Raw genomic sequence first — 25,557 nt, 5'->3', positions numbered from 1 at the left:
CGGGCGAGGACCAACAGGACAGGATTGCTGAAGTCATGACTGATATGCATCAGGACACGGGCCTGACCGGCACGGACGCCGGAGCAGCGGACGCCATCGACGCCGGGACGGCCGAGGCCTTCCTCAGCCACGACCAGAGCCTCCGCCACGCCCCCGGTCCGTACTTCGGCGCCTACGGCGGCCGCTGGATGCCCGAATCGCTCATCGCGGCGCTCGACGAGCTGCAGGACACCTTCGATAAGGCGAAGGCGGATCCCGAGTTCACGGCCCAGGTCGCGGAGCTCAACAGGAACTACGCCGGCCGCCCCTCGCTGCTCACCGAGGCCGCGCGCTTCGCCGAGCACTGCGGGGGCGTCCGGGTCTTCCTCAAGCGGGAGGACCTCAACCACACCGGGTCCCATAAGATCAACAACGTGCTCGGCCAGGCGCTGATCGCCAAGCGCATGGGCAAGACCCGTGTCATCGCCGAGACCGGCGCCGGCCAGCACGGCGTCGCCAGCGCGACGGCGGCAGCCCTCCTCGGTCTCGAGTGCGTCGTGTACATGGGCGCGGAGGACACGCGTCGGCAGGCGCTGAACGTCGCCCGCATGCAGCTGCTCGGCGCGACGGTGGTCCCCGTGACCAACGGGTCGCAGACCCTCAAGGACGCCATCAACGACGCCCTGCGTGACTGGGTCGCCAACGTCGAGACCACGCACTACCTCCTCGGCACCGCCGCGGGAGCGCACCCCTTTCCGTCGATGGTCCGCTACTTCCACGAGGTCATCGGCGACGAGGCGCGCGAGCAGATCCTCGAGCAGACCGGACGCCTGCCCGACGCCGTGACGGCCTGCGTGGGCGGCGGGTCCAACGCGATCGGCATGTTCCACGGCTTCCTCGACGACCGCGAGGTCGCGCTGTACGGCTTCGAGGCCGGGGGCGACGGCGTGGAGACCGGCCGCCACGCCGCGACGATCACGCTCGGCCGACCGGGTGTGCTGCACGGCGCCCGGTCCTACCTGATGCAGGACGAGGATGGCCAGACCATGGAGTCGCACTCCATCTCGGCGGGCCTCGACTACCCCGGGGTCGGTCCCGAGCACGCCTACCTCGCGGACATCGGGCGCGCGCACTACGAGCCCATTACCGACGCCGAGGCAATGGAGGCCTTCAAGCTCCTCAGCCAGACCGAGGGCATCATCCCCGCCATCGAGACCGCACACGCACTTGCCGGGACCATGAAGCTAGGCCGGCGCCTCGCCGCCGACCTCGCCCCGGGGGAGCATCCCTCGGACAGGATCATCGTCGTGAACCTCTCGGGCCGCGGGGACAAGGACGTGGCGACCGCCGCGGGCTACTTTGACCTGCTGCCGGACGACAGCGTGGAGCAGGAGATCGCAGAGGAGGGTGAGCAGCTGTGACGACACACGTCCCTGACCAGCAGCAACCTGAGCCCGGCGCAGCCGGCGCACCCGCCTCTAAGGCGGCTGCCGCCATCGAGAAGGCCCGCAGCGAGGGTCGCGCAGCCCTCATTGGCTACCTGCCCGCGGGGTTCCCCGATGTCAGGACCACCATCGAGGCCGGGATCGCCATGGCGGAGAACGGCGTGGACCTCATCGAGATCGGCATCCCGTACTCCGACCCCGTCATGGACGGGGTGGTGATCCAGGAGGCGACGGTCGAGGCCCTCGCGAACGGCTTCACCGTGCCGCAGATCTTCGACGTCGTGGAAGGCATCACCCGGAAGACGGATGCCGCGGTGCTCGTGATGACGTACTGGAACCCCGTGATGCGGATGGGTGTCCGCGACTTCGCGGAGCGCCTCGCCGCCGCCGGCGGAGCCGGGCTCATCACCCCCGACCTCATCCCCGACGAAGCGGCGGAATGGCTGCAGGTCTCCGAGGAGCTCGGCCTCGACCGAGTGTTCCTCGTCGCGCCCTCCACCTCCCCGCAGCGCATGCAGAACACCGTCGACGCCAGCCGCGGCTTCGTGTACGCGGTCTCCGTCATGGGTGTGACGGGTGCCAGGGCCTCCGTCGGTGCGGCGGCCCAGGCCGTCGTCGACGCCGCGCACGACGCCGGCGCCGAGCGCGTCTGCGTGGGACTCGGCGTCTCCTCCTCCGCCCAGGTGCGCGAGATCGGCGCCTACGCGGACGGCGTGATCGTCGGGACGGCCCTCGTGGCGGCCCTCAGGGACGGTGGCGTGCAGGCGGTCGCGGACCTCACGCGCGAGCTCAGCACGGGTGCCGCCAAGGTGTCCGCCGGAGGGTCGGCATGACCGGGATCGCCGTCGCGGCGTCCATCCCGAGCCCGCCGTCCGAATGGGCGAGCTTCGCCCTCGGGCCGGTCACCATCCACGCCTACGCGCTCTGCATCCTCGCGGGCATCATCCTCGCGCTCATCCTCACGCAGAAGCGCTTCGTCGCCTTCGGCGGGCACGCCGACGCCGTGTGGGACATCGCCATCTGGGCCATCCCCTTCGGCATCATCGGCGGACGGCTCTACCACGTGGTGTCGTCGCCGGACGCGTACTTCGGACCCGAAGGGGATCTCGCCCGGATCCCGCAGATCTGGCTGGGCGGCCTCGGGATCTGGGGGGCCATCGCCCTCGGTGCCGTCGGGGCCTGGATCGGGGCGCGGCGGGCCGGGGTCAGGCTCTCCGCCTTCGCCGATGCAGCGGCGCCGGGCGTGCTCCTCGCGCAAGCCGTGGGGCGTCTCGGCAACTGGTTCAACCAGGAGCTCTTCGGCGCGCCCACCACGCTGCCCTGGGGTTTGGAGATCGATGCCGACAACGCCAACTTCCCGCTCGACCAGGAACCCGGGACGCTGTTCCACCCGACCTTCCTCTACGAACTCCTGTGGAACCTCGCCGGAGTCGCCATCCTCCTGCTGCTCGCGCGGAAGCTGAACCTCCGTGGCGGACGCATGTTCTGGCTCTACGCCGCCTACTACACGCTCGGGCGCGTCTGGATCGAGGCCCTGCGCATCGACGACGCCGAGATGGTGACGCTCTTCGGCGTCACGCAGCGCCTGAACGTCTGGACGAGTATCGCCGTGTTCGTCGTCGCGCTGGCCGTCCTCGTGTATCTCGCCGTGAAGCGCCGGCCGGCCGAGGCGCCGTCGGTGTATGTGCCGGGCCGGGAACCGAAGGCTGCCGTCGGGGCGGACGTCGACTCCACGGGTGCCACGGATACGGGCGCCAAGGACACCACGGTCACCGACGGCACCGCTGCCGCGGATGCCGCAGGTGCCGAGCCTCCCACCGATCGTGACGACGCCGGACGATCCGTGAGTAACGCTTCAGCCACAGGTGGCCACGCCTCGGATGGAGCGGCGGACGCGCGGAACGAGCGTGGTAATCTGTCCGAAACAAACGGCTCCTGAGGATCGATCCACGCTCCGAGGACCCCGCGAGAGCGGAGCCGCGGGACTGGGTCCCCGACAGCAGTCCCCGGGCCACCGCCCCTCAAGGACGCAACACCACACAGTTGTGGACCACAGGTGCGACGGCCGGATCACCTTCCGAGCCTGCACCGGTACCGCCCTGACCAGCGCAGGATGACCACAGTGATCGCCCGCCAACAGCGCCGGGCGGCGCAGGGCCGGGCGGTGCACGCGAGATCGACAGACGGTGCCCGTTCCCCTCGGATCGGTGCCCGCGGGGCCAAGGCTGTCCCCTCCCGACGCTCCATCATGGGGGAAGGATCCTTTCTATGACTGCTTTGACGCCACACCCTCTGCAGGCGGACCCGGGCACGGACACGTCCTCGACGGACGCCGCCGAGTCCCCTTTCACGCGGTTCGCCTCGCTGCCCGAGGCCACGGGCCTGTACGACCCGCAGAACGAGAAGGATGCATGCGGTCTCGCCGTCATCGCCACCCTGCGCGGTGAACCCGGCCACGACATCGTCGATGCCGCCCTGACGGCGCTCCGCAACCTCGAGCACCGCGGCGCGGTCGGGGCGGACGAGGGCACCGGAGACGGTGCGGGCCTCCTCACCCAGATCCCCGACGAGTTCTTCCGCGCCGTCGCGGGCTTCGACCTGCCCCCTGCCGGCGGCTACGTGGTCGGGACCTCGTTCCTGCCCGCCGAGGCGAAGGAGGAGGAGACCGCCCGCGCGGGACTGGAGTCCATCGCCGAGTCCGAAGGCCTGGAGGTCCTCGGCTGGCGCGTGGTGCCCGTCGTCGCCGAGCTGGTCGGAGCCATGGCGCGCGCCTGCATGCCGCACTTCGTCCAGCTGTTCCTGGCTCCCGCCGACGGTGACGCCTCGGACCTCGACGGACGCGCGTTCCGCCTGCGGAAGAGGGCGCAGAACAAGTACGGCGTGTACTTCCCGTCGCTGTCGTCGAAGACCATCGTCTACAAGGGCATGCTGACCACGGCCCAGCTGGAACCGTTCTACCCGGACCTGTCGGACGAGCGGTTCAAGACGCGCCTCGGGATCGTCCACTCGCGCTTCTCCACCAACACCTTCCCGTCCTGGCCGCTCGCGCAGCCCTTCCGGACCATCGCCCACAACGGCGAGATCAACACCGTCAAGGGCAACCGGAACTGGATGCGGGCCCGCCAGTCGCAGCTGTCCAACCCGCTGCTCGGGGCCTCGCCCGAGGAGTTGTACCCCATCTGCACGCCCGGCGCGTCGGACTCGGCGTCCTTCGACGAGGTGGCCGAGCTCCTCACGCTCTCCGGCCGGCCCATCACGCACTCGATCATGATGATGATCCCGGAGGCGTGGGAGAACCACGCCACCATGGATCCCGCCCGCCGCGCGTTCTACCAGTACCACTCCATGCTCATGGAGCCGTGGGACGGACCAGCCGCCGTGTCCTTCACGGACGGTCGGCTCGTCGGCGCCGTGCTGGACCGCAACGGCCTCCGCCCCGCCCGGTACTGGGTCACCGAGGACGGCCTCGTCATCCTCGCCTCCGAGGTGGGCGTGCTCGACGTCGAGCCGTCCCGCGTGGTCCGCAAGGGCCGTGTCTCACCCGGCAAGATGTTCCTCGTCGACACCGAGGCGGGCCGGCTGATCGAGGACCAGGAGATCAAGGCCGAGGTCGCCGCGGCGAACCCGTGGGGGGAGTGGGTCCGGGAGAACCTGATCCAGCTCGAGGACCTGCCCGAGCGCGAGCATGTGGTGCACACCAAGGCCTCCATCAACCGCCGCCAGCGGACCTTCGGCTACACGCAGGAGGAGCTGCGCATCCTCCTCGGCCCGATGGCGAAGAACGGTGCGGAACCGCTCGGCGCCATGGGCTCGGACACGCCGATCGCCGTCCTGTCCAAGCGTCCGCGCCTGCTGTTCGACTACTTCGTACAGTCCTTCGCGCAGGTGACCAACCCGCCGCTGGACTCCATCCGCGAGGAACTCGTGACCTCCATGGGTGTCACGATCGGACCCGACGGCAACCTGCTCTCCACCGGCCAGGTCCGGTCCAAGCAGATCGCCCTGAAGTTCCCGGTCATCACCAACGACGAGCTGGCGAAGATCGCCAACCTCGAGACCGACGACGGCGACCGGCTGACCGTGCGCGTGCGCGGCCTGTACCGGCACGACGGCGGGGAGGCGGCCCTCCGGGCGCGCCTCGCCGAGATCTGCGAGCAGGTCTCCAGCGCCCTGAACCGCGGCGTCGAGTACGTGGTGCTCTCCGACCGCGATTCGAACGGTCAGTGGGCGCCCATCCCGTCGCTGCTCCTGACGAGCGCCGTGCACCACCACCTCCTCAAGAGCGCCAACCGCACCAAGACGTCCCTCGTGGTCGAGGCGGGCGATGTCCGCGAGGTCCACCACGTCGCGGTGCTGATCGGGTACGGGGCGTCCGCCGTGAATCCCTACCTCGCGATGGAGAGCTGCGAGGAGCTGGTCCGCAACGGCGACATCACGGGCGTGAGCGCCGAGGCCGCCGTCGCGCACCTCATCAAGGGCCTCGGCAAGGGCGTCCTGAAGATCATGTCCAAGATGGGCATCTCCACGGTCAGCTCCTACTGCGGCGCGCAGACCTTCGAGGCGCTCGGACTCTCGCAGGAGCTCGTGGACGAGTACTTCCACGGCACCCAGACGCAGCTCGGTGGCGTGGGCCTCGACGTCATCGCCGCGGAGACCGCTGCCCGGCATGACACGGCATACCCGCAGGACGGCATCGAGGACCCGCACCGCGGCCTCGACAACGGCGGCGAATACCAGTGGCGCCGCGAGGGCCCGCCGCACCTGTTCAACCCGGAGACGGTCTTCCGGCTGCAGCACGCGACGCGTGAGCGCCGCTACGACATCTTCAAGGCCTACACGCAGGGCGTCGACGACCAGTCGCGCGAGCTCATGACGCTCCGCGGCCTGCTGAGGCTGCGCGACGACGCCCGGCCGCCCCTCCCGCTCGACGAGGTGGAGCCGGTCTCGGAGATCGTGAAGCGCTTCTCCACAGGGGCGATGAGCTACGGCTCCATCTCGCAGGAGGCGCACGAGACCCTCGCCATCGCGATGAACCGCCTGGGCGGGAAGTCGAACACGGGTGAGGGCGGCGAGGACGTCGAGCGCCTGCTCGACCCCGAGCGGCGGTCCGCCATCAAGCAGGTGGCCTCGGGCCGGTTCGGCGTCACGAGCCTGTACCTGACCAACGCCGACGACATCCAGATCAAGATGGCGCAGGGAGCCAAGCCCGGTGAGGGCGGCCAGCTCATGAGCCAGAAGGTCTACCCGTGGATCGCCCGCACGCGGCACTCCACGCCCGGTGTCGCGCTGATCTCGCCGCCGCCGCACCACGACATCTACTCGATCGAGGACCTCGCACAGCTCATCTACGACCTCAAGCGCTCCAACCCGAGCGCGCGGGTCCACGTCAAGCTGGTGTCCGAGGTGGGCATCGGCACGGTGGCCGCGGGCGTCACGAAGGCCAAGGCCGACGTCGTCCTGGTGTCGGGGCACGACGGCGGGACGGGCGCGAGCCCGCTCAACTCCCTGAAGCACGCGGGCATCCCGTGGGAACTCGGCCTCGCCGAGACGCAGCAGACCCTCATGCTCAACGGCCTGCGCGACCGCGTGGTGGTCCAGGTCGACGGACAGCTCAAGACCGGGCGCGACGTCGTCATCGCCGCCCTGCTGGGCGGCGAGGAGTTCGGTTTCGCGACCGCCCCCCTCGTGGTCTCGGGCTGCATCATGATGCGCGTCTGCCATCTCGACACCTGCCCCGTGGGGGTGGCGACGCAGAACCCCGAGCTCCGCAGCCGCTTCACCGGCAAGCCGGAGTTCGTGGTCAACTTCTTCGAGTTCATCGCCGAGGAGGTCCGAGAGATCCTGGCGGAGCTCGGCTTCCGGACGCTCGAGGAGGCCATCGGCCACAGCGAGCTGCTCGACGCCCGCAAGGCGATCGAGCACTGGAAGGCCGACGGGCTGGACCTGGACCCGATCCTGCGCGGAAACGAGTTCGACTCCGGCGAGCCGATGCGCAACATGCTGAAGCAGAACCACGACCTGGACCAGCACTTCGACAACAAGCTCATCGAGATGAGCTCCGACGCGCTGCAGCACCGTTCGCCGGTCCGCATCTCACTGGATGTCGTCAACACCGACCGCTCCGTCGGGACGATGCTCGGTCACCAGGTCACCCGCACCTTCGGCCTCGACGTCCTGGCGCCGGACACCATCGACGTCACCCTGACCGGGCAGGCCGGACAGTCCCTCGGGGCCTTCCTGCCGGCCGGTATCACCCTGCGCCTGCTCGGCGACTCGAACGACTACGTGGGCAAAGGGCTCTCCGGCGGCCGGATCATCGTGCGTCCGGACCGTGCCAACGTGTTCCGGGCCGACCACAACGTGATCGCCGGCAACGTCATCGGCTACGGCGCGACGAGCGGCGAGATGTTCCTGCGCGGGCAGGTGGGGGAGCGGTTCCTCGTCCGCAACTCCGGCGCGACGGCGGTGGCCGAGGGGATCGGCGACCACGGCTGCGAGTACATGACGGGAGGGCAGGCCCTCATCCTCGGACGCACGGGCCGCAACTTCGGCGCGGGCATGTCCGGGGGGACGGCGTTCGTCCTGGACCTGGACCGTGCGCGCGTCAACAAGCAGAGCCTCGAGAACGGGGAGCTCCTGCTCGTCGACCTCGACGCCGAGGACATCGAGATCGTCCGGCGGCTGCTGATCCAGCACGTCGAGGAGACCGAGTCCACCCTCGCGGAAAGCCTGCTCGGGTCCTTCGAGGACACCATCGCCCGTCTCACCAAGGTCCTGCCGCGCGACTACGCCGCGGTGCTGGACGCCCGTGCCACCGCCGTCGACCAAGGGCTCGACCCCGACGGCGAAGAGGCGTGGACCAAGATCCTGGAGGTAACCGGTGGCTGACCCACGCGGATTCATGAAGGTGCGCGAGCGCCAGACCCAGCCCCGACGCCCGGTCCCCGTGCGCATCATGGACTGGAAGGAAGTGTACGAGGCCCAGGAGAAGGGCGTCCTGAAGGCGCAGGCCGGCCGCTGCATGGACTGCGGCATCCCGTTCTGTCACCAGGGGTGCCCGCTGGGCAACCTCATCCCGGAGTGGAACGACCTCACGTTCCGGGAGAAGGGCCGGGAGGCGATCGACCGGCTGCACGCGACGAACAACTTCCCGGAGTTCACGGGCCGGCTCTGCCCTGCGCCGTGCGAATCCTCGTGCGTGCTCGGCATCAACCAGCCTCCCGTGACCATCAAGCAGGTCGAGGTGTCCATCGCGGACCAGGCCTTCGGTGAGGGCTGGGTGGAGCCGCACCCGCCGGAGCGCCTGACGGGCCGGACGGTCGCCGTCGTCGGATCCGGACCGGCGGGCCTCGCCGTGGCCCAGCAGCTCACGCGCACCGGGCACACGGTCGCCGTCTACGAGCGGGACGACCGCATCGGCGGGCTCCTCCGCTACGGGATCCCCGACTTCAAGATGGAGAAGATCCATGTGGAGCGACGGGTCGACCAGATGAAGGCCGAGGGGACGCGCTTCCGGACCGGTGTCGACGTCGGCAAGGACATCAGCTGGGGACAGCTGAAGCGCCGCTACGACGCCGTCGTGGTCGCCACCGGAGCCACGGTCCCGCGCGACCTGCCGATCCCGGGCCGTGAGCTCGAGGGCGTGCACTTCGCCATGGACTACCTGGTCCCGGCGAACCGCGTCGTGGCCGGCGACGCCGTCGAGGACCAGATCCACGCCGAGGGAAAGCACGTCGTCATCCTCGGCGGCGGCGATACGGGGGCGGACTGCCTCGGTACCGCTCACCGCCAGAAGGCCGCGTCCGTGACCACGCTCGCCATCGGCCAGCAGCCGCCCGCGGAGCGACGGCCGGACCAGCCCTGGCCCACGTTCCCGACGCTCTTCGACATCGCCAGTGCGCACGAGGAGGGCGGCGAGCGGCGCTACCTCGCGTCCACCGTCGAGTTCGTCGGCGACAACGGCGTGCTGCGCGGCATCAAGGTCGCGGAGACCGAGTTCGTGGACGGGCGGCGTGTCCCGAAGGCCGGCTCCGAACGGGAGATCCCGGCGGACCTCGTGCTGCTCTCGCTCGGTTTCACGGGCGCCGAGCCCGCCGGCATCACCGAGCAGGTCGAGGCCGCCTTCGACGACCACGGCAACCTCGCGAGGGATGGCTACTACATGACGAACACCGCGGGTGTCTTCTCGGTCGGCGACGCCGGCCGAGGCCAGTCGCTGATCGTCTGGGCGATCGCGGAGGGCCGCGCGTGCGCTGCCGCCGTGGACAAGTACCTCATGGGATCCACGAAGCTGCCCGCGCCCGTAGCACCGTCAGATCGCTCCATCGCCGTTCTCTGACCGGCCCCCACACCATCCCCACGACCCCAACACGACTAGGCTAGGTTTATGAGACGCGCAAAAATCGTTGCAACATTCGGGCCCGCAATCGCCAGCTATGAGAACACGCTCGCCGTGCTCGAGGCGGGCGTGGACGTCGCCCGTATGAACATGAGCCACGGTGACTACACCGTGCACAGCAGCACTTACGAGAATGTGCGGCGCGCCTCGGCGGAGCTGGGCAAGCCCGTCGGCATCTTCGCCGACCTGCAGGGCCCGAAGATCCGCCTCGGCCGGTTCGTCGACGGACCCCACGCCCTCGCCCCGGGGGACGTCTTCACGATCACCACCGAGGACATCGAGGGGACGCAGGAGATCTGCTCCACCACCTTCAAGGGACTGCCCCACGACGTCAACGTCGGTGACATGCTCCTCATCGACGACGGCAAGGTATCGCTCCGCGCGACCGCCGTCGACAACGTGAAGGTCACCACCGAGGTCGTCGTCGGCGGGATGGTGTCCAACAACAAGGGCATCAACCTGCCCGGTGTCGCCGTCAACGTCCCCGCACTGAGCGACAAGGACGAGGAGGACCTCCGCTGGGCCATCCAGATCGGCGTCGACATGGTCGCGCTGTCCTTCGTCCGTGATGCCGGTGACGTCCGGCGCGTGCACGAGATCATGGACGAGGAGGGACGCCGGGTCCCCGTCATCGCGAAGATCGAGAAGCCCCAGGCCGTCGACGCCCTCGAGGAGATCATCGACGCCTTCGACGCCATCATGGTTGCTCGTGGGGACCTCGGCGTCGAGCTCCCGCTGCAGGACGTGCCGATCGTGCAGAAGCGGGCGATCGAGCTCGCCCGCCGCTGGGCCAAGCCGGTCATCGTCGCGACCCAGGTCCTCGAGTCGATGATCGAAAACCCGCGGCCCACGCGCGCCGAGGCCTCGGACTGCGCCAATGCCGTCCTCGACGGTGCGGACGCCGTCATGCTCTCCGGTGAGACGAGCGTCGGCAAGTACCCGATGGAGACGGTGAAGATCATGAACGACATCATCGAGTCCACCGAGCGCCACGGGCTCGAGCGCGTCCCGCCGCTGGGCAGCAAGCCGAAGACCCGCGGTGGCGCCATTACGCGCGCGGCCGTCGAGATCTCCGACCAGCTCGACGCGAAGTACATCTGCACCTTCACGCAGTCCGGCGACTCGGCGCGCCGCCTGTCGCGCCTGCGCCCGAAGAAGCCGGTCTTCGCCTTCACGCCGGTGCAGTCCACGCTGAACACCATGTCGCTCATCTGGGGCATCCAGCCCAAGCTCGTCGAGTTCGTCGAGCACACGGACCAGATGACGTCGCAGGTGGACCGCGTCCTGTTCGAGCAGGGCCTCGTCGAGGTCGACGACCTCGTGGTCATCGCCGCCGGTTCCCCTCCCGGGCAGGCAGGATCGACCAACTCGATCAAGGTGCACCGCGTCGGCGACATCACGGACGCCGGCCAGCTCCCCGACGACCACACCTCCTTCATCAAGGAGGACGTCGGCCCCTGGCCCGTCAGGAAGAAGTAGCGATCACGCGCTGACCACGAAGACCCCCACCCGATCGGGTGGGGGTCTTCTTGTAGTCGCTACGACCGGGGGGTGGGACTGCGAGAAGTCCCCGCGGGGTCAGTTGACCTGGTTGATGATCGTCTCCGCGACCTCGCGCATGCTGAGGCGGCGGTCCATGGAGGTCTTCTGGATCCAGCGGAAGGCCTCTGGCTCGGTGAGGCCCATCTTGGTGGTGAGCAGGCTCTTGGCGCGCTCCACGAGCTTGCGGGTGGCGAACTGCTCCTGGAGGTCGGACACCTCGGCCTCGAGGGCCTTGATCTCCTCGTGGCGTGACATCGCGATCTCGATGGCGGGGATCAGGTCCGCGGGAGTGAACGGCTTGACGACGTAGGCCATGGCACCGGCATCGCGGGCGCGCTCGATGAGTTCCTTCTGGCTGAAGGCCGTGAGGAGGACCACGGGGGCGATGCGCGCCTTGACGATCTGCTCCGCCGCGGTGATGCCGTCCATGACGGGCATCTTGACGTCCATGAGGACGAGGTCGGGCCTGTGCTCCTGAGCCAGGGCGACCGCCTTCTCGCCGTTGTCGGCCTCCGCCACGACCTCGTAGCCCTCGCCGCGGAGGATCTCGATGATGTCGAGCCGGATGAGCGTCTCGTCCTCGGCCACGATGACCCGGCGAGCGGGTCCGGCGGGCGTGGTTTCGGTGGATTCAGACACTGTTGCTCCTTGATGATGACGGCGTTCCGGCGGACCGCGGACGGCATGCTCCCGATCCGGCATCCAGCCTATCGGCATGTAGAGTGGTTTCGCGCACCGGCGGAGGACGGAAGTCGGCCTTCTTCCTCACAGCCGTGGCGGGCACGGCCCGAATGGCGGAATTGGCAGACGCGCTGCACTCAAAATGCAGTATCGAGAGGTGTGTGGGTTCGAGTCCCACTTCGGGCACCAGAGGCGGCCGCCTGCAGGCGGCGCGAAGAACTGCCCTCAGTCGCGGCAATCACCCATCGGCCGCTGGGAGGCGGACGACCGATCGGATGACGGTACGCTCGACATTGAGTGTTCGACCAGCCACCCGCTCGCGGATTGCCACCAGAAAGCAGAACTATGGACCAGCACGTCTTCGTCGCGATGTTCGGACCGATGCCGGCGCACCCTACAGGTCTTGCGATGTCCGTGCTGCGGCGTGCCCAGGCGTTGGCGAAGGCTTCGATCTCGACCGACATCCTCATCGACACGTTCTATCCGGACTACGACTCCAACACCAACGGTCTGCGCCAGAGCGGCCGGCTCGGCGATGCCATCCGGCTGAGGAGTCTGCACCACGATCTCGCCGGAGAGGATGTCTATCCCGCTGAGGCCGTCTACCGGGCTCCGCTCGATGCTTCCCTGGACTATGTCGTCGATCCGAAGGAGCCGCGGGTCAGGCGCGGCTACACAGCACAGAAGGTTTACCAGCACTTCGTATGGTTCCGTGGGGAGCGGGTGCATTTCATTGATCATCTGCAGCACGGGAAGCGCGTGCGCCGTGAGTGGCACGACGACGGCGGTGCTGTCTGCAAGGTCGAGATCATGAATGCGGACAACAGGGCCGAACTCGTCAGGTACCTCCGACGTGACGGCACGTGCTACATGGAGGACATCATGGATGCGCCCTCCGGACGGGTCCGCGGCATCGTGGTGACCGGTACCAGCGGTGTCAGCTACTTCTTCCAGGACACGGTGGAGCTTTTCGCGTACTGGATGCAGGAGTATGTCCTCCGGGATGCACAGACTGCGCCGACCATTATCTCGGAGTACGGCGTGCGCCGCCTGGCCCTCGAGAAGCTGCAGCGCGAGAACAGCGCCCGTGTCATCTACACCGTGCACAACAACCATCTGGCTGTTCCAGGACAGTATGGGAGCGGTACTCGCGACGACATGCGGGACTTCATCGAGCACATACCGACCGTCGATGACGTGATCGTGCTCACTGAGGAGCAGCGCCAGGACCTCTGGAAGCAACTGGGCTACCTCCCGTCCATTCACGTGATACCTCATCACATGGTCCCTTCGGACGGTGGTGGCCAGAGGGATCCGCGGAAGGTCGTGATGCTCGGTCGCTTTGAACCGGTCAAGGGACAGGTACCTGCGCTCTCGGCCTTCAAGCAGGTCCTCGACGCCGTCCCGGATGCGCACCTCGACCTGTACGGGCGTGGCAGCGACGAGAAGAGGATCAGAGAAGCGATATCGGAGCTCGGTCTGGGGGAATCTGTTGCGCTGCGAGGATTCAGCGACGACGCGTCGCAGGTGTTCTCCGGCGCCGCAGTCTCGATCGTGGCCTCCGAGTACGAGGGATTCTGCCTCTCGATGGCAGAGAGTATGGCGGCCGGCTGCGTACCCGTGTGCTACGAATTTAAGTACGGTCCCCGTGACCTCGTCCGCCACGGCGTCGACGGATTGCTGGTCCAGCAGGGCAACATCAAGGATCTGGCGGACTCCATCATCTTCCTGCTGCTGAACGACGAACAGCGTGAGCAGATGTCCGACACGGCCAGGACCATAGCGCGTCGGTTCTCCGAGCAGAGGCTCATCGATGACTGGAAGACGGTCCTGGGCGATGAGCGGATCGGCAAGCATGCACGCGTTGCCGCAGATCCACCTGTGCGTATCGCGTAGCGCTGATATCAGGTCCTTCGACTAGGCGACCGTGCCGGGATCCCTACCGAGGAGGCGCTCGGCGTTCTTCGTCGACGTTTTCGTCAGTATTGTCGCCCGGGACGGGTCCGATGGATCCCACCAGTCCCGTGCGGTCTGAGCATCGGCAAAGTCGACGCCGTAGTCGACCCCGTCGACGTGGAAGCTGAGGACGACGGGTGCCGGAACGCCGTCGATCTGTTCGTCCGTGGGATGCCAGAAGTCGGACCTCGTGATGCTGTCCGCATCGGGCTTGTAGAAGGGTGCGTTGATGGACAGGTGCGGGCGCTCCCAGGCGATATCCCTGCGGACGACGCGAGCGGGCGATCCCACGGCTACGCAATTGTTGGGAATTTTCCCTTTGACGAACGCTCCGTGACCGATCACGGCGCCGTCGCCGATGATCGATCCACCCATGATCACTGCTCGACGGGCGATCCACACATGCTTCCCGATGGTGATTGATCTCGAAGGATTGATGCGCGCTCCCGTCCTGATGTCGAAGATCGGATGGCTGTCGTCGGAGCGAATCTCCGTATCGGTGGCGATCATCGCGTCATCGCCGATGTCCACTGTCGTTCCCTCGACGGCCGAGATGACACAGAGATTCGTCGTCGAGAGGTCATCCCCGAGGATGATCTTCGAATCCTCTCCGACGCGCAGGAACAATTGCAGGGGAGCCAATCGGGTGGTGTGCGTGCCGATCTGAATCAAGGCATTGTTGCAGTCGAACAGTGCCGCCAATCTCTTGATCCTGACCCCAGGGGCGATGACGAGACGATTGTTGCTGCCGGTGAACTGCACACTCACGCCCGTCGTGAGGCTTCCCTCGTAGACTATCTCGTTCCCCAACTCGTCCGAGTACGGCGATATGGTGTCCAGCTTCTTCATGCTTGCACTCTATACGCGCAGCCGACATCGCCCGCCGTGTTCACATGCCGGGGAGGCCCGTCGATAGGACGAATGACCCGCTCATGAAAATGTCGCCGCAAACGGCCCCCGCCGGGCCTGCCGCCCGGAAGGACCCGCGGGTACTGTGGGCGCATGGCCAGCGAAGCGATGATCCTCGACGTCGACGGACCGGAGGGCGTACGGCCGGTCCGGGTGTCCAGCCCCTCGAGGGTGCTCTGGCCCGACGTGGGCCTCACCAAGCTGGACCTCGCCCGGTATCTCGTGGAGGTCGCTCCCGCCTTCCTCCGCGCGAACGGCAGCCGCCCCGTCTCCCTGCAGCGTTTCGGCGCGGACGTGGACGGTGATTTCTTCTTCAGCAAGAACCCGCCCAAGGGTGCTCCTGACTACGTGCGGAGCGTGACCGTGACATATCCCAGCGGACGATCCCACCCCCAGCTGGTCCTCGACGAACCGGCGTCCGTCGTGTGGGCCGCACAGATGAACACCGTCGTCTTCCACCCGTGGGCGTCCCGAGCCGCCGCGCCGGATCTCCCCGATGAACTGCGGATCGACCTCGACCCCCAACCCGGCACCACGTTCGCCGACGTCGTGGCCGCCGCCCACGAGTTGCGCGCCGTCCTCGCCGGAGCCGGGCTCACGTGCTTCGTCAAGACGTCGGGCAACAGGGGGCTGCACGTGTTCGCGCCGATCGAGCCCGCCCACGAGTTCCTCGACGTCCGCCGCGCCGTGATCGCCGCCGCGCGTGAGCTGGAACGCCGGATGCCGGACCGTGTGACTACGGCATGGTGGAAGGAGGAACGCGGCGAGCGGATCTTCGTCGACTACAACCAGGCGAACCGGGACCGCACCATGGCGGGCGCCTACAGCCCGAGGGCGCTGCCACATGCCCCTGTCTCGTGCCCCGTGACGTGGGAGGAGCTCTCCGACGTCGACCCGGCGTCGTTCACGGTCGCCACTGTCCCGCAACGCCTGAGCACGGTCGGCGATCCGTGGGAGCACATGCATGACGCACCAGGGAGCATCGACGTGCTGCAGTCGTGGTGGGAACGCGATGCCGAGCAGGGACTCGGGGAGCTGCCCTTCCCACCGGACTTCCCCAAGATGCCCGGGGAACCGATGCGGGTGCAGCCCAGCCGGGCACGTAGCCGGGACTGACGCGGCCTGTCAACGGTCCGTAGTCCTCAGAGCTCCCTGCCCGACGCCGATGGCCCGCTGGTAGAACAGGAAGGAACGCTGCTGCGTCCCGGTGGAACCGGGCCCGACACCGTGCCGGTCCATGTCCGGCCGCTGGGAGAACCATGAAGAAGAACGTCCTGCCATCGACCCTCCTGCTGCTGCTCGCGCTCTCCGGGTGCGGCGGCAACCCGGCCACCGGCCCCGAACCTGCCGGGCCCACGCCGAATCCGGCGGAGACGGCATCGGAGCAGGCCGCGGCCCCGTCCGACGCGCCCTCCGTGGAGGGGCTCGCGGATGCGAACAGCGGCAGCTTCGCCTTCCTCGTCGACCAGGCGAAGGGGGATGTCGTCCTGCCCGCCGAGGAGCCGGCGGACGTGGAGGCCCTGCGCGCGGAGCTGGGCGGGGACGCCGCGACCTACGCGCTGGTCACGGTACAGAATCCCGAGGGTGGCCTGACCCTCGACCTGGACACCGTGACCGTCTCCACGCCCGAGGGGCAGGAGCTGGAACTCCGACCCGCAGCGGCGGTGATCGAGGAGTGGGGCGCGGCGGCGAACGGCGGCGAGGCCGATCCGGACGTCGTGGGACTCGTGGAGGAGTACAGCGGGGGAGCGCTGCCGGGAGAAACGAGCGAACTCCTCATGATCGGGTTGTTCCCCGAACTGCCGGGCACCCTCCGGACCGTGATGGTCCAGCCGTCCGGCGGCGTCGAGGCGGTCGAGGTAACGGTCAGGCCCGAGTCCTGACCCTCCCCGCGGCTGCAGCATCCCGTCGGGCTGCGTGCCACGGCGGAAACGCCCCGGAGTAAACTTGCGGCATGCCGAGTACCGACCGCGCCCGCACTGCCGTCGTCATCGAGGACGATGACGACGTCCGGGATCTCCTGCACACCGTGCTGACCGGATCCGGTTTCCGCGTGCACACCGCGCCGGCGGGACTCGCCGGGGTCGAGATGGTGCGGCGCCTGATGCCGGACGTCGTGACGCTCGACGTCGGCCTGCCCGACATCGACGGCTTCGAGGTCGCGCAGCGCATCCGTCGGTTCTCGGGAACCTTCATCGTCATGCTGACGGCGCGCGCGGATCCCTCGGACGAGAAGCGGGGATTCGAGTCCGGGGCGGACCGCTACCTCCGCAAGCCCTTCCGGCCCGCCGAGCTGCGACGGCACATCCAGGAGGGGACAGCCGCCGCCGACGCCTGACCCATGTCGGCAGGTGCCGATGGGTGGGTCCTGCGTCAGTGCGAGCGCACGCCGGCTCGGCTCACGAGTGCGGGCGGGTTCAGCGCGTCGGACGCCGCACCCGTGACCACCGAGTACACGCTCTTGTGGAGGTAGTCGACGGTCTTCTCGCCGGAGGGCCAGAGCGACGGAGCGGCGCCCGCCCCGGTCGCGTTCTCGAGTGTCTGGTCGAAGGCGAGGCGCAGCACGGTGTGGGCGGCTGTCGCTGACGGACCACGGATCCCCGTGACGGACCAGATGCCACGCACCGCGCCGAGCGCGGCACCGGTGAGCCAGTGCATCGCGTGGTTCCACCCCGGGTACTGCGCCGCCTGGCCGGTGGGCCGGCGCAACAGCAGACGCAGCGTACGCGCGGGGACGTGGGAGTCCGGCCGGCCGGTGACGCGCTGCTCCAGGAGTTCTCCGGCGGTCATGGCCGCGGTCCCCAGCAGGCCTGCCGCGGCACCGCGGAGAGCCGCCCGGCCGAGGGCCGCCGCGCGCTCCGCCACTAGTTGTCGTTCCCGCGGGCATCGTCGCCGAGGTCGGTGTCGATGCCGTTGTTGTCGTCGTAGTTTCCGGTGTCCGTCCCGGAGTTGTCGCTGTCCTTGGTGCCGAGGTCGCAGCCGCCCAGGAAGAGCGTGCTCGCGGCGAGGAGGGCGGCGATGGTCCTGTGATGCTTGTCTGCCATGGGAGGCTCCGTCCGGGTGCTGTTCTGTGCTCTGGCAGGACGGTCATCGGGGACCGGCCCTCCCTCCACGGTAGGAAGAGCCGGGGAGCCCGGGCAATCATCCCGGGGGTCACAGGGCGGACTTGCTTTCCGGCACCGTGGTTCCTACCCGGCCAGGACGCCGGCCCGCTGCATGAGCCAGTTGAGGTTGTTCTGCAGGCCGGCATTCCAGGCCTCCCACGTGTGACCGCCGGGTACGGTCTGCAGCTGGACGTCGACGCCCGCGGACGTCAGGGCCGCCGCGACCTTCTCGCCCTGCGGCCTGTAGAAGCTGTCATCGGCACCGACCGTGATGATCCCCGCGGTGCCGGGCAGGGGAGTCGTCGTGACGACGTCCAGGGCATCCTGGGCCTCGAAGGCCGCCGCGTCACCGGAGAAGTAGTTCGCGATCAGCGCGTCGCGGCCCGCCTCGATGGTGGGCTCGTCCTCGCCGGAGATGTCGAGGAAGGTCGGGTACACGGACGGGTGTCCTGCCGCCAGGGTCAGCGAGCAGGTCCCGCCGTAGGAGAATCCCCCGATCGCCCAGTCCGTAGCTGCATGGGTGCCCGCCTTCAGCGTGGACTTCACCCATGCGGGGACGTCCGTGGACAGATAGGTCCCGGCCTTGCCGTAGTTGCTGTCCAGGCACAGTGACGGCGTGGGACCGGTGCTGGCAGAGCCATCAGGGAGGATCACGATCGGGGCCAGGCCCTTGTGCGCCGCGGCGTACGCGTCCATCACCGCGGGAAGCCGACCGCCCGTGATCCAGTCCTCGGGCCCGCCGGGGTCGCCATGGATGAGGACGAGGACCGGCAGGTGGGCCGGGGTGGACGCAAGATACGCCGGCGGCAGGTAGACGTAGGCGTCACCGGCCTCCACTCCCGAGACCGTCCCGGGGATCGTCGTCACCGAGATGGTCCCCGTGGAGGGCATGTCGGCCGGTGGCTCCCAGTCGTCGATGGTGGTCAACGGACCGGAGCCCTCGGGAGTGCGGACGGCCTCCAGGCGGGGAACGTCCGCACCGCCGGTTACCGCCTGCAGGGTGGGAAAGGAACCGTAGTAGGCGTTGATGCTCACGGCGACCGCCACGAGGACCAGGACGGGAGCGACGACGGTCAGCACGCGCTGCCACCACCGCCGGCGGGTGCGGAGCCCCGTCGCGCCGAGCAGGACCGCCGCGATCGCCGTGCCGCCCAGCAGGTAGAACCAGGGGGGCTGTGGCGCCCCCCAGATGTTGAGGACTTCCTCGGTCACGAACCAGACCGCGACACCCCCCACCGCGCCGATCAGTGCGGCCGGGACGACGGCGCGAACCAGGTGCCGCCGGCGGCCCGCCACGAGCCACAGGAGGGCCAGTCCGCCCAGGGCGGCGAGGACGGCGGGCGCGGGCCCGTCGATGAGGTCCCACTCGAGCGGGTCCATGGCTACTCCTTCGGTCCGCCGGAGCGGGTGGGGGACGGGTCGCGCTCGCGGAGGGGCGGTGCGGGTGCGGGTGCGGGACCGGATGCGCGGACGGGCAGGGAGGCCGGCGCCGGCCCGGGTGCGGTCCGGCCCCTGCGTCGCGGCCCTGTGACGAGGAGCCGCCACACGTCCGCCGCGCCGACGTCGGGCGCATAGGCACGCGTGATGGCCTGCCCGATCGCCGGCAGCGTGGCCGGGTCCTCGAAGCACAGGTACAGCGGGACGTAGCGCGGGCCGAACTTGGCCTTGAAGGCGAAGAGGGAACGGAAGCCGTAGACCGGCTCGAGGGTGCGGCTGACGACGCCGAGCATCCGGTCGAGGGCGTCGCCCGGGTCGCCGTCGGCGTCCTCCGACCCCGACCGGGCGAGGGGAGCACCGGAGAGGCTGAGCTCGGTACAGCCCTCCGCCTGCAGGTCCAGCGCGGCCTGCGCGATCAGCACCTCGATGCTGTGCTTGAAGCCGGAGCCGCGCCGGCGCATGAAGTCGAGCGTCCACCCGGTCACCCGTCCGCCGTCGTGGATGGGCAGCCAGGACGCCACGGCGTGGACCGTCCGTCCGTCGTCGATGATGACGGAACAGCGCACGGCGGGGTCGCGGAGCTCGTCGATCCCGCCAAGGGTGAAGCCCATCTCCGGCAACGACTTGTCCGCCACCCATTCCTCGGAGATGCTGCGCACCTGGTCGAGGATCGCCGCCGGGGTCTGCACGGGATCGACCCACTCGTTGTGCACGCCGTTCTTCCTGGCCTGGTTCAGGGCGGTGCGGACGTCCTGGAACCGCTTGCCGGTGAAGGCGAGCCCGTCGAGGTCCAGGACCGTCTCCTCCGCGACCTGCAGGCGCCGGTACCCACGCGGCAGCAGGTCCGCCACCTTGCCGGTGACCGAGTACAAGCAGGGGATCCAGCCCTGCGTGTGGCAGTACTCCGAGAACCCGCGCAGTGCTCGTCCGGTGTCGGCGGCCGGTCCCACCGGACCCGCGAGGGTCAGTACGACGCCGGAGATCACCCGGTAGGGCACGTAGGAGGACCCGTCGAACCAGTAGGAGTTGCCCGGCCAGAGGCCCATCCAGGTCATGGAGCCGCGGCCCTCCACCGAGGCGATGCTCCGTGCGCGATCGCGGTCGGCGTCGTCCCCGGTGCGCCGGACCGACCGGAAGGAGCGGAGCAGGAGTCCGGCGACCACAGCCCAGAAGGCGATCCCGATCCACTCGTAGAGGATGATCGCCGCGCTGTCCGAGGGCAGGAACCCGGGGTAGACGTGCAGCGTCGCGGCGATCGGCAGCAGCCGCTGCGGGAAGTCGGCGAGGAGCGTGGGCAGCGTGGCCCCCGGGCTGAACTGGCGCGCGACCACCAGTCCGAGCCCCACGTAGAGGGTGCCGGAACCGACGAGGGCGCCGGCCGTGTGAAGCCCGATGGTGCGGTAGGTGCCGGGAGCCGCGCGAAGCACGAAGAGGCGCCGGACGAGGACCAGGAGCACGACGATCACCACGGGCTGCAGCGCCGGCACCACGAGGTCGGCGATGATCCGTTCCGGGCGTGCGCCCGCCAGGAGCGTCGCGAGCTAACTGTCCGCGCGGTGCCGCAGGAAGGTGAGGAAGGTGTGGACCGACAGCAGCGCCAGGGCCAGCTGCACCACGATCGTCCCGGCCCACGCGAAGCGCCGGCCGCGTCTCAGGCCGTCGGCGAGGACGAGCAGGAGGACCGTCGGGAGGCAGGACATCACGAGGCCCCCTGCACCGGCCCGTGCCTGCAGTTGCGCCTCGGCGCAGCGCCGCACCACGCCGCCGGGCTCGCAGGCCGCTCGGACGGCGTCGGGCGTGGCGCCCTCCACAGAGGTGAAGAGGATCCCGAGGACCGCGAACGGCCCGGTCGCATGCGGCGAGAGGGCGGCGAGCGCGGGCCCGACGGCGGCGGCGGCGCAGACGAGCGCAACCAGGACACGCGACTCACGGATGGACGGCGCAGCCGGTCGGTGCGCGTGGCGCCCCAGGAGGAGCGGCCCGGCAGCCAGGCCCGCGAGGGCTGCGAGCAGGAGCGCGACGGACATCAGCGCGCCGTTGTAGAGGACGAGCGTCAACGGCAGGAGGACGCCCATGATCCTCAGCCGCCGCCGCCAGAGGGGCCCCATCCCCGCGGTGGCGGCCAGCATGGCACCGAGCATCCCGAGCGTCGGACCGCCGAGCGATGCAGTGCCGAACGCTGCCGACCAGCGGGGGAAGAGGGGTGCGACGGCGGTACCGAGCACCAGGGCGCCGATCAGCGCCGCGAGGTGGGTGACGACGACGGCGAGGGCGAAGCGCCGCGTCCCGAGCCGGGTCTCGGCGAGGATGCCGAGGGCGGCAGTCGCCGCCGTCGCTCCGAGGTAGGCGGGAAGATCCGGCGCCCAGACCAGGGACAGCAGCAGGGAGAGGGGGTGCTGCTCCGAGGTGCGGGGGGAGAAGAGGACGGACGGCGCGAGCCCGGCGGGCGGTCCGGCGGGCAGTGCACCCGTGCCGAGGGCGAGGAGCCAGACGGCGGCGAGGGCCGACAGCGCGAGGGGTGCCCTGCGGGCCGTCCGTACCGAGCTGTGCCACGCGGACCGGAGCGTCGCCGTGATCTGCCACGGAACCGATCCCGGCTCTGGTCGCAGCCCCTGCTGTGTGTCCGCCATCATCCCTCGTCCCGCCGGCGACGTGTCCCCGGGGCGGACGCCCCGGGGCGTCCCACCCCGGCCGGCCGCAGTCAGTATCCGAGCATCGGCTGACTGTTCTCTGGGCGGACGGTGTCCGTCCGCTGGACAGAAGGAGGGGCGGGCCGGGATGCGGTGGGGCTCAACCGCGCGCGTCCCTGATCATGTTGGTGATGCGGGCCGTGGACAGACGCCTGCCCTGCTCGTCGGTCATGACGACCTCGTGGGTGGTGAGCGTCCGCCCGAGATGGATCGCCGTCGCCGTGCCGGTCACCGTGCCGGAATCGATGCTGCGGTGATGCGTGGCCCCGACCTCGATCCCGACCGCCTGCCGACCTGGGCCCGCGTGCAGGGCGGCGGCGAAGGACCCCAGCGTCTCGGCCAGCACCACGTGCGCCCCGCCGTGGAGGATGCCGGCGACCTGCTGGTTCCCCTCGACGGGCATGGTGGCGACCATCCGCTCGGCGCTCATCTCCTGGAAGACGATGCCCATCTTCACGGTCAGTGCGCCCACTCCGTACCGGCCGAGCCAGCCGTGCATCTCGGGCGGGATCCCTGCGGCGGTGAGCTCGGCCAGGCGCTCCTCCGTGGGCTGCTGGACGGCGTCGGGTCGGGTGCGGTTGTCTGTCATGGCAACTAGGCTGGCACCTGTGAGTGAAACGACCAAACCTGCTGCCACCCTGACCATGACGCCGCCCGCCGAGGGCACTCCGGACGGCGCCGTGGCACCGGCCGGCGGGCAGGCGTCGGCTCGGCGGAGCGACGGCTCGCGCAACAGGCTGCTGGTGATCGACGGTCACTCGATGGCCTTCCGCGCCTTCTACGCACTGCCGCCGGAGAACTTCTCCACCGACACCGGGCAGCACACCAACGCGGTCTACGGCTTCACCGCGATGCTCATCAACCTCATCAAGGACCAGAAGCCGAGCCACGTCTGCGTGGCCTTCGACCTCGACACCCCGACCTTCCGCTCGGAGGAGTACACGGAGTACAAGGGCGGCCGATCCAAGACGCCCGAGGAATTCCACGGGCAGGTGGATCTCATCATCAAGGTCATGGAGGCCATGCGGATCCCCACCATCTCGCTCGACGGCTACGAGGCCGACGACATCCTGGCGACGCTGGCCTACCAGGCGGCCGCGGCGGACTGGGACGTGCAGGTGGTCAGCGGCGACCGGGACGCCTTCCAGCTCGTCAACGACCGCGTGACCGTGCTCTACCCGAAGCAGGGCGTCACGAACATCCCGCAGATGGACGCACAGGCCATCGAGGAGAAGTACTTCGTTCCGCCCCACCAGTACTCGGACCTCGCGGCGCTGGTCGGAGAGAGCGCCGACAATCTGCCGGGCGTACCGGGGGTCGGTCCGAAGACGGCCGCCAAGTGGATCAAGCTCTACGGCGGCCTCGAGGGCATCCTGGAGAACCTGGACAAGATCGGCGGCAAGGTCGGCGACTCGCTGCGCGCCAACATCGAGGACGTGAAGCGCAACCGCCGCCTGAACCGCCTGCTCACCGACCTCGAGCTGCCGGTGGACCTCGACGCGATGGTGTCCCAGCACCCCGACCGCTCCGCCGTCGAGGATCTCTTCGACTCGCTCCAGTTCAACACCCTGCGCAAGCGCCTCTTCGATCTCTTCGGCGAGGAGGAGTCCGAGGAGGAGGGGGAGGAGCAGAGCGCCCCGGCCCACGTGATGCTCGAGGACGCTGCAGCGCTGACGCACTGGTTCGCGTCGACCAACCAGGCGCAGGCCTCCCTCTCCCTGGCCACCGAGACGACGGCCGGCGCCACGGACGTCGTGGGGATCGCGGTCGTGACCTCCCTGCAGGCCGCGTTCATCCCGCTCGAGCAGCTCGACGCCGAGGCGGAGCAGGTCCTCGGTGCCTGGTTGGCCGCCACGGACGCACCGAAGATCGTGCACGACTACAAGACGGTCGCGAAGCTGCTGCACGCGCGCGGGTTCGCGCTGGCCGGCGAGGTCGACGACACGGCGATCTCCGGGTACCTGATCCAGCCGGACCGCCGCAGCTACGAGCTGGCCGATCTGGCCCAGTACCACCTCCGGCTCTCGATCACGGCGGCCGCGAGCGATTCCTCGGGCCAGCAGGCACTGGACCTCGGCGGCAACGACGTCGCCTCGCCCGCCGTCGTCGCGGCCTACGCGGCACTCCAGCTGAGCGAGCACTTCGCCGGCCAGCTCGTGGAGCGCGGGGCCAACCAGCTGCTCGGCGGACTCGAGCTCCCGCTCGCGGAGGTCCTCGCCCGGATGGAGCTCACCGGCGTGGCCGTCTCGGTCGAGGGCCTGGACCGGCTCTACGACGACTTCTCCACCACCATCAGCGCGGCCGGGGCCGAGGCCTACCGGATCATCGGCAAGGAGATCAACCTCGGTTCCCCGAAGCAGCTCCAGGCGGTCCTGTTCGAGGAGCTCGAGCTCCCGAAGACCAAGAAGATCAAGACCGGGTACTCCACGGACGCGGATGCACTGACCGATCTGATCGTCAAGACCGGGCACCCGTTCCTCACGCAGCTGCTCGCCTACCGCGACGCGATGAAGCTGCGCCAGACGGTCGAGGGCCTGCGGAAAGCCGTGGACGACGACGGCCGCATCCACACCACCTACCTCCAGACGATCGCGGCGACGGGCCGGCTGTCCTCGACGAACCCGAACCTACAGAACATCCCGGTGCGCTCGGACGAGGGGCGGCGGATCCGCGAGGTGTTCGTCGTCGGGCAGGGACGGAACGGCGAGAAGTTCGAGAGCCTGATGACTGCGGACTACTCGCAGATCGAGATGCGGATCATGGCGCACCTCTCCGGCGACGAGGGGCTGATCGCCGCCTTCCAGGAGGGCGAGGACCTCCACCGCTTCGTCGGTTCGCACATCTTCGGCGTGGCCCCCGAGGAGGTGACCAACGCGATGCGGTCGAAGGTCAAGGCGATGTCCTACGGCCTGGTGTACGGCCTCAGTTCCTTCGGCCTGTCGAAGCAGCTGAACATCTCCGTCGACGAGGCGCGCACCCTGATGCGCGACTACTTCGAGCGCTTCGGTGCCGTCCGCGACTACCTGCGCGGCATCGTGGAGCAGGCACGCAAGGACGGCTTCACCTCCACGATCGAGGGACGCCGCCGGTATCTCCCGGATCTCTCCAGCGACAACCGCCAGCTGCGGGAGATGGCCGAGCGCGCGGCCCTCAACGCGCCCATCCAGGGCTCCGCCGCGGACATCATCAAGAAGGCGATGCTCGGGGTGGACGAGGCCCTCACCCGGCGCGGACTCGCGTCGAGGATGCTGCTGCAGGTGCACGACGAACTCGTCCTCGAGATCGCGGCGGGCGAGGCCGCGGAGGTCGAGGCACTCGTGCGCGAGCAGATGGGGTCGGCGGCCGATCTCTCCGTCCCGCTCGACGTCTCGGTGGGCACGGGCGCCAGCTGGCACGACGCCGCACACTAGTTGCGC

At 69.1% G+C, this 25,557-nt stretch carries 19 protein-coding genes and 1 tRNA gene; 12 read left to right on the top strand and 8 right to left on the bottom strand.

Annotated elements, in window-relative coordinates:
* Window positions 1–44 precede the first annotated feature (44 nt).
* The 6 genes from trpB (at window position 45) to pyk (ending at window position 11,301) form a co-directional block, all read left to right on the top strand.
* Complete coding sequence (gene trpB / locus ACTIMO_RS05700; protein ID WP_448181907.1) at window positions 45–1,400, top strand: tryptophan synthase subunit beta; 1,356 nt, start codon at window positions 45–47, stop codon at window positions 1,398–1,400.
* The gene (trpA, locus tag ACTIMO_RS05695; protein WP_448181757.1) at window positions 1,397–2,257 is read left to right on the top strand and encodes a tryptophan synthase subunit alpha; all 861 of its coding nucleotides are present in this window, start codon (window positions 1,397–1,399) and stop codon (window positions 2,255–2,257) included. The genes trpB and trpA overlap by 4 nt, the downstream gene beginning before the upstream one ends.
* A complete protein-coding gene (gene lgt, locus ACTIMO_RS05690) occupies window positions 2,254–3,363 on the top strand; it encodes a prolipoprotein diacylglyceryl transferase (protein WP_448181756.1) in 1,110 nt (369 codons plus the stop codon). The genes trpA and lgt overlap by 4 nt, the downstream gene beginning before the upstream one ends.
* A 329-nt stretch (window positions 3,364–3,692) precedes the next feature.
* Window positions 3,693–8,312 carry a glutamate synthase large subunit gene (gene gltB, locus ACTIMO_RS05685; RefSeq protein ID WP_448181755.1) on the top strand — a complete coding sequence of 1,540 codons (4,620 nt, stop codon included), beginning with the start codon at window positions 3,693–3,695 and terminating at the stop codon, window positions 8,310–8,312.
* Window positions 8,305–9,762: a glutamate synthase subunit beta gene (locus ACTIMO_RS05680; RefSeq protein ID WP_055771726.1), complete on the top strand. Its 1,458-nt coding sequence runs from the start codon at window positions 8,305–8,307 to the stop codon at window positions 9,760–9,762. The genes gltB and ACTIMO_RS05680 overlap by 8 nt, the downstream gene beginning before the upstream one ends.
* Window positions 9,763–9,810: 48 nt before the next feature.
* A complete protein-coding gene (gene pyk, locus ACTIMO_RS05675; RefSeq protein ID WP_448181754.1) occupies window positions 9,811–11,301 on the top strand; it encodes a pyruvate kinase in 1,491 nt (496 codons plus the stop codon).
* Between the two features lie 99 nt (window positions 11,302–11,400).
* Here pyk and ACTIMO_RS05670 read toward each other — a convergent pair whose 3' ends face one another.
* Window positions 11,401–12,003 carry an ANTAR domain-containing response regulator gene (locus ACTIMO_RS05670; protein ID WP_055771718.1) on the bottom strand — a complete coding sequence of 201 codons (603 nt, stop codon included), beginning with the start codon at window positions 12,001–12,003 and terminating at the stop codon, window positions 11,401–11,403.
* Between the two features lie 146 nt (window positions 12,004–12,149).
* On the opposite strand from ACTIMO_RS05670, the gene ACTIMO_RS05665 reads away from it, so the two are divergent.
* Window positions 12,150–12,234, top strand: a tRNA-Leu gene (locus ACTIMO_RS05665).
* Between the two features lie 156 nt (window positions 12,235–12,390).
* On the top strand, window positions 12,391–13,941 hold the full coding sequence (locus ACTIMO_RS05660) for a glycosyltransferase (protein ID WP_448181753.1): 1,551 nt from the start codon (window positions 12,391–12,393) through the stop codon (window positions 13,939–13,941).
* A 21-nt stretch (window positions 13,942–13,962) separates the two neighbouring features.
* Here the strand turns inward: ACTIMO_RS05660 and ACTIMO_RS05655 are convergent, their stop codons facing one another.
* Complete coding sequence (locus ACTIMO_RS05655; RefSeq protein WP_448181752.1) at window positions 13,963–14,850, bottom strand: acyltransferase; 888 nt, start codon at window positions 14,848–14,850, stop codon at window positions 13,963–13,965.
* Window positions 14,851–15,003: 153 nt separating this feature from the next.
* On the opposite strand from ACTIMO_RS05655, the gene ligD reads away from it, so the two are divergent.
* From ligD to ACTIMO_RS05640, 3 genes are all read left to right on the top strand, one after another.
* Window positions 15,004–16,026 carry a non-homologous end-joining DNA ligase gene (ligD, locus tag ACTIMO_RS05650; RefSeq protein WP_448181751.1) on the top strand — a complete coding sequence of 341 codons (1,023 nt, stop codon included), beginning with the start codon at window positions 15,004–15,006 and terminating at the stop codon, window positions 16,024–16,026.
* A 143-nt stretch (window positions 16,027–16,169) separates the two neighbouring features.
* Window positions 16,170–16,793, top strand: a complete 624-nt coding sequence (locus ACTIMO_RS05645; RefSeq protein ID WP_448181750.1) for a hypothetical protein — start codon at window positions 16,170–16,172, stop codon at window positions 16,791–16,793.
* 71 nt (window positions 16,794–16,864) lie between these two features.
* Complete coding sequence (locus ACTIMO_RS05640; protein ID WP_448181749.1) at window positions 16,865–17,248, top strand: response regulator transcription factor; 384 nt, start codon at window positions 16,865–16,867, stop codon at window positions 17,246–17,248.
* A 35-nt stretch (window positions 17,249–17,283) separates the two neighbouring features.
* Here the strand turns inward: ACTIMO_RS05640 and ACTIMO_RS05635 are convergent, their stop codons facing one another.
* The 6 genes from ACTIMO_RS05635 to ACTIMO_RS05610 form a co-directional block, all read right to left on the bottom strand.
* Entirely contained in the window at window positions 17,284–17,775 is a 492-nt protein-coding gene (locus tag ACTIMO_RS05635; RefSeq protein WP_448181748.1) for a hypothetical protein, read from the bottom strand.
* On the bottom strand, window positions 17,775–17,954 hold the full coding sequence (locus ACTIMO_RS05630; protein ID WP_055771699.1) for a hypothetical protein: 180 nt from the start codon (window positions 17,952–17,954) through the stop codon (window positions 17,775–17,777). Before ACTIMO_RS05630 ends, ACTIMO_RS05635 begins: the two co-directional genes overlap by 1 nt.
* A 144-nt stretch (window positions 17,955–18,098) precedes the next feature.
* Window positions 18,099–19,394: an alpha/beta hydrolase-fold protein gene (locus tag ACTIMO_RS05625; protein ID WP_448181747.1), complete on the bottom strand. Its 1,296-nt coding sequence runs from the start codon at window positions 19,392–19,394 to the stop codon at window positions 18,099–18,101.
* A 2-nt stretch (window positions 19,395–19,396) separates the two neighbouring features.
* Window positions 19,397–20,938 (bottom strand): bifunctional lysylphosphatidylglycerol flippase/synthetase MprF, encoded by a 1,542-nt coding sequence (locus ACTIMO_RS05620; RefSeq protein WP_448181746.1) that lies wholly within the window; start codon window positions 20,936–20,938, stop codon window positions 19,397–19,399.
* A gap of 54 nt (window positions 20,939–20,992) precedes the next feature.
* Window positions 20,993–22,084: a hypothetical protein gene (locus tag ACTIMO_RS05615; protein WP_448181745.1), complete on the bottom strand. Its 1,092-nt coding sequence runs from the start codon at window positions 22,082–22,084 to the stop codon at window positions 20,993–20,995.
* 157 nt (window positions 22,085–22,241) lie between these two features.
* Entirely contained in the window at window positions 22,242–22,730 is a 489-nt protein-coding gene (locus ACTIMO_RS05610) for a hotdog fold thioesterase (RefSeq protein ID WP_082471536.1), read from the bottom strand.
* A gap of 172 nt (window positions 22,731–22,902) precedes the next feature.
* Between ACTIMO_RS05610 and polA the strand changes: the two genes are divergently transcribed.
* Window positions 22,903–25,551: a DNA polymerase I gene (gene polA / locus ACTIMO_RS05605; protein ID WP_055772303.1), complete on the top strand. Its 2,649-nt coding sequence runs from the start codon at window positions 22,903–22,905 to the stop codon at window positions 25,549–25,551.
* The last annotated feature ends 6 nt before the right edge of the window (window positions 25,552–25,557 follow it).

The organism is Arthrobacter sp. CP30, assembly GCF_053470025.1.
This window is presented reverse-complemented; position numbering and strand designations above follow the sequence as displayed.

Bases quoted from the DNA above. Each gene is read 5' to 3' on its own strand.
- ACTIMO_RS05660 (WP_448181753.1), top strand. From the start codon at position 12,391: ATGGACCAGCACGTCTTCGTCGCGATGTTCGGACCGATGCCGGCGCAC.
- pyk (WP_448181754.1), top strand. From the start codon at position 9,811: ATGAGACGCGCAAAAATCGTTGCAACATTCGGGCCCGCAATCGCCAGC.
- ACTIMO_RS05645 (WP_448181750.1), top strand. From the start codon at position 16,170: ATGAAGAAGAACGTCCTGCCATCGACCCTCCTGCTGCTGCTCGCGCTC.
- ACTIMO_RS05655 (WP_448181752.1), bottom strand. From the start codon at position 14,850: ATGAAGAAGCTGGACACCATATCGCCGTACTCGGACGAGTTGGGGAAC.
- ACTIMO_RS05610 (WP_082471536.1), bottom strand. From the start codon at position 22,730: ATGACAGACAACCGCACCCGACCCGACGCCGTCCAGCAGCCCACGGAG.
- ACTIMO_RS05615 (WP_448181745.1), bottom strand. From the start codon at position 22,084: ATGATGGCGGACACACAGCAGGGGCTGCGACCAGAGCCGGGATCGGTT.
- lgt (WP_448181756.1), top strand. From the start codon at position 2,254: ATGACCGGGATCGCCGTCGCGGCGTCCATCCCGAGCCCGCCGTCCGAA.
- ACTIMO_RS05630 (WP_055771699.1), bottom strand. From the start codon at position 17,954: ATGGCAGACAAGCATCACAGGACCATCGCCGCCCTCCTCGCCGCGAGC.
- polA (WP_055772303.1), top strand. From the start codon at position 22,903: ATGGCCTTCCGCGCCTTCTACGCACTGCCGCCGGAGAACTTCTCCACC.
- ligD (WP_448181751.1), top strand. From the start codon at position 15,004: ATGGCCAGCGAAGCGATGATCCTCGACGTCGACGGACCGGAGGGCGTA.
- gltB (WP_448181755.1), top strand. From the start codon at position 3,693: ATGACTGCTTTGACGCCACACCCTCTGCAGGCGGACCCGGGCACGGAC.
- ACTIMO_RS05640 (WP_448181749.1), top strand. From the start codon at position 16,865: ATGCCGAGTACCGACCGCGCCCGCACTGCCGTCGTCATCGAGGACGAT.
- ACTIMO_RS05625 (WP_448181747.1), bottom strand. From the start codon at position 19,394: ATGGACCCGCTCGAGTGGGACCTCATCGACGGGCCCGCGCCCGCCGTC.
- trpB (WP_448181907.1), top strand. From the start codon at position 45: ATGCATCAGGACACGGGCCTGACCGGCACGGACGCCGGAGCAGCGGAC.